Source organism: Salipiger sp. HF18, assembly GCF_011806505.1.
Classification (GTDB): Bacteria; Pseudomonadota; Alphaproteobacteria; order Rhodobacterales; family Rhodobacteraceae; genus Salipiger; species Salipiger thiooxidans.
Map to the genome: position 1 here is coordinate 1 of NZ_JAATOS010000424.1, position 3,419 is coordinate 3,419.

Annotated in this window: 5 protein-coding genes; all 5 read right to left on the reverse strand. The window is 63.4% G+C overall.

What is annotated here, in order from left to right:
- Positions 1-456: 456 nt before the first annotated feature.
- Positions 457-987, reverse strand: coding sequence for a chemotaxis protein CheD (locus HC022_RS21725; RefSeq protein WP_167453800.1), 531 nt, complete (start codon positions 985-987; stop codon positions 457-459).
- Entirely contained in the window at positions 984-2,063 is a 1,080-nt protein-coding gene (locus HC022_RS21730) for a CheB methylesterase domain-containing protein (protein WP_089962770.1), read from the reverse strand. The genes HC022_RS21725 and HC022_RS21730 overlap by 4 nt, the downstream gene beginning before the upstream one ends.
- A gap of 127 nt (positions 2,064-2,190) precedes the next feature.
- Positions 2,191-2,547, reverse strand: coding sequence for a hypothetical protein (locus HC022_RS21735; protein ID WP_040383583.1), 357 nt, complete (start codon positions 2,545-2,547; stop codon positions 2,191-2,193).
- Between the two features lies 1 nt (position 2,548).
- Complete coding sequence (locus HC022_RS21740; protein ID WP_008883227.1) at positions 2,549-2,935, reverse strand: response regulator; 387 nt, start codon at positions 2,933-2,935, stop codon at positions 2,549-2,551.
- Between the two features lie 9 nt (positions 2,936-2,944).
- A partial coding sequence (locus tag HC022_RS21745; RefSeq protein ID WP_303049090.1) for a protein-glutamate O-methyltransferase CheR occupies positions 2,945-3,419 on the reverse strand: 475 nt, incomplete at its 5' end.

The following is a 3,419-nucleotide window of genomic DNA, read 5'->3' on the forward strand; positions in this document are numbered from 1 at the left end:
AAGCCAAAGCCAAAGCCAAAGCCAAAGCCAAAGCCAAAGCCAAAGCCAAAGCCAAAGCCAAAGCCAAAGCCAAAGCCGGTACCGAAGTCCAAGCGGTTCGGGCAAGGCGGCCGCCTTTTCCGCGTCACCGCTCTTGCCTTCTCCAGAGGCGTCTCTCAATGCGTCGGGTCTCGGACCCGTTTGCAGCCGTCCTTCACGCAGCTCCGTTCAATTCGGCGCAGCGCCTCGCTTTTTTGCACTACTCAGTGCCGTGCACGCCGTCCGAGCCAAAACTCTCCGCCCGACCGAGTTGGTTCAGCAGGCCCGTGTTACGCCGAGACGGCTGGATTCTCTGCTGTGCGAGCCCTTCAAGGGGCCGCGTCGATGCTGTTGCGCTGAGTATGTTGGTAGATTGGCCCTGCATGCGCCCTGCTCCTTCGGCGGCCTTACTCGGATCCTGGCTGGCGGATACCCACATCAGAACAACGTGATCTCGCCACTCGAAGGCGGCGGAGGTGCCACAACCGGCGGGGCCACCCGTTCAACCTCACCCGGCACGATGAATTGTTTCACGCGGCCGTCCGACGGCCAGAAGCGGATCCGCCGCGCCGCGTTGCCCCCGGTGCTCTCGGATGCGATCGGGATCCCTTCGGACTGAAGGAACTCTCGGGCGAAGGCGACGTTCGACACCCCGATGTCGCGCAATTGCGTGAGCATCTTGGCACCGCCGAAGAGCTTCGCGGTCATCCTGTTCTTGCGTGCACCGCGCTTCAAGAGACCGTTGATCAGGAGCTCCATCGAATATGCTCCATAGCGCACATCCTCGCCCTCACGTCCGGCCCGATGCGGCAGGAGGAAGTGGTTCATGCCCCCGATCTTCGCTTCGGGATCAGTGAGGCAGACTGCGGCACAGGACCCCAGGACGGTAGAGAGCACACAGGCCGGATCGTCGGATATGCGGTATTCACCCTGGATCACGTTGATCAGCTTTTCGGGTCCTTCGATCATCGTGTCGTCATCCTCTGACTGGGACTTGCCTGTGGCGGCGCCGCGCAGGCGCGCAGGATCGCCGGGCCGATCTGTTGCAGCGGCAGGCTGGATTGCGCTGCGCCAAGCTCCATCGCCGCACGCGGCATGCCGTAGACGATGCTGGTGGCTTCGTCCTGTGCCATGGTGACCGCCCCTGCATCGCGCAGCGCGCGCAGTCCCTCGGCGCCATCGCGCCCCATGCCGGTGAGCAACGCTGCCACGGCGCGCCGCGCACCGGGGACCGCCGAGTGGAAAAGCGCGTCCACCGACGGCATGTGCCCGGTGATCGGCTGCCCGGGTTCCAGCACGATCCGCAGCGGGCTGCCTCCGGCCAGACGCATATGGGCGCGGCTGCCCGCCGCCAGAAGAATGTCCCCATGGCTGGCGGTCGCACCCTCCGCGGCTGGCCGCACCCGCGCCGCACATTGTCTGTCGAGCAATCGGGTTAAGCTGTCCCCGAAGCCCCCGCCGGTATGCTGCACGATGAAGGTCGGCGGACAGTCGGCCGGGAAGCTGGAGAGAACGGTGAGCAGGGCATCGACCCCGCCGGTCGAAGCGCCGATCACGATGAAACGATTGGTTTTTGCCCTGTCCGGCACCACATTGGACGGGGGCGTGGGACGGGACGTGGGAGGGGTTTCAGTCCGAGGTGGGACTGGCGAGACGCCATGGCGCCTTGCGGTCCGCGTAACGCTTCGCAGCGTTTCCACGAGGCGATCGGCAGGGATGTCGGTGTCGATCGGGAAGAGGTCAGACGTCCGTCCCCATGGTGAACCCTGATCACGCGCCGAGGCATCAGGCACCTCGGTGATCACGAGCCAGCGCACGTCGAGCGTCGCAAACAGCGCGCGCATCACCTCAAATTCCGGAGCGCGCGCGAGCCGCCCCGCGATGACCACGGCCATCGGTTCTCGTTCCTCAACCTCGGCGTAGGTCGTCATGAGATCGCGGGTCTCGGCGACGATCTCGATCCAGGGCGAGGCGCCGAGTTCTTCGGTCAGCCTTCGGCGCACGGATCTGTCCGGAATGGCGATGACCAGCGAAATCGGATTCATCGGCGTCCTCTTTCTGGTTCAGTACCGCAGTTTTCAACGGTCCACGGTGATGCTTGCGTTGCCGGTGCCCCGGGCGGGCCACCGGAATGGCGGGTCCGTCCCGCCGAACAGTCGCGTTCGGGCCCTGTCAGAACAGTTCCGGCGCGTTGGCCGACAGTTCTTCTAGGTGGCGCCCGGCAAGTCGACTTCGCAACTCGCGCAGCGGCACCTGCGAAAGCTCGGGCGTGAGGTCGACACGGGTGTCGTCTGCAAAACGCGAGGACAGTTTCTCGACATATGCCGCCAGCGCGTCAGTGGATTGCGCAAGCATGTCGAGCTCCTGCAGGGCGGTGATCGCCACTGTGCCAAGGGATGCGCCGCCGGCGGCATAGAAGGCCTCCATCCCGTGTTCGAGTCGCTCGAGCCGAAATTGCAGCCGACGGATCTCCTGCGACAACAGCAACGAGGCCTTTCGAGGCGAGAGTTGGACATCGGTCAGGGGCATGTCAGAGCTTTCCCACCACACTTTCAATGCACTGCTTCATCGAGAGCGAGGTGAAAGGCTTTTTGATCATGTTGTTGAGGCCCCACTTCTTGGCGGCGGAGACCATATCTGGCGTCGGCTTTCCGGTGACGAGGATGAATCCAATCCGTTGCGTCGCCTTATTCTGGCGCACCGCCTGCAGCAGCCCGAGTCCGTCCATGTTGGGCATATTGAAATCGGACAACACAAGATGGACCGGGTTGGCGGAGAGCCTTGCAAGCGCCTTCTGGCCATCGTTTTCGGTCAGATAGTTCTTGATCCCGATCTCATCGAGCGCCTGGGTAATCAGGCCCCGGCTCGTGGCCATGTCGTCGACCACCATGATGCGTAGCGAATCTTTCAGACTCATTTTTGTCTCCTAGGTCGCGGTGGCACTGCTCGCACCCGGTTTCTTGCGATAGGTCGTGACGCCGGCAGTGGTCAGCGCTTGCAGCGCCGGGCCAGTGACACGCTCGGAATGGCCGATGAAAAGGAAGCCGTCATCGCGCAACATCTCGGCGAAGCGCTTCCAGAGCGTCTGTTGGGTCTCCTGGTCGAAATAGATCGCCACATTGCGGCAGAAGATCGCGTCGAACGGTCCGTGGAAGGGCCATGGCTCGATCAGGTTAAGTTCAGCGAAAGAGATGAGCTTCCTGCTCTGGTCATTCATCTCGAAAGCCCCAGAGGGATCGGAGACTGGCTTGGTCCAGCTCTTGCGGAGGTCTGGCGGGATCGACTCGGCTTCTTCCCGAGGGTACTGCCCGGCGCGCGCGCGGCGAACGACCGCCGGGTCGATGTCGGTGGCGAGGATTCGGACGTCTGTCCGCGCACTATCCGGAAGCACGTCGGGCAGC

Bases quoted from the DNA above. Each gene is read 5' to 3' on its own strand.
- HC022_RS21725 (WP_167453800.1), bottom strand. From the start codon at position 987: ATGATCGAAGGACCCGAAAAGCTGATCAACGTGATCCAGGGTGAATAC.
- HC022_RS21730 (WP_089962770.1), bottom strand. From the start codon at position 2,063: ATGAATCCGATTTCGCTGGTCATCGCCATTCCGGACAGATCCGTGCGC.
- HC022_RS21735 (WP_040383583.1), bottom strand. From the start codon at position 2,547: ATGCCCCTGACCGATGTCCAACTCTCGCCTCGAAAGGCCTCGTTGCTG.
- HC022_RS21740 (WP_008883227.1), bottom strand. From the start codon at position 2,935: ATGAGTCTGAAAGATTCGCTACGCATCATGGTGGTCGACGACATGGCC.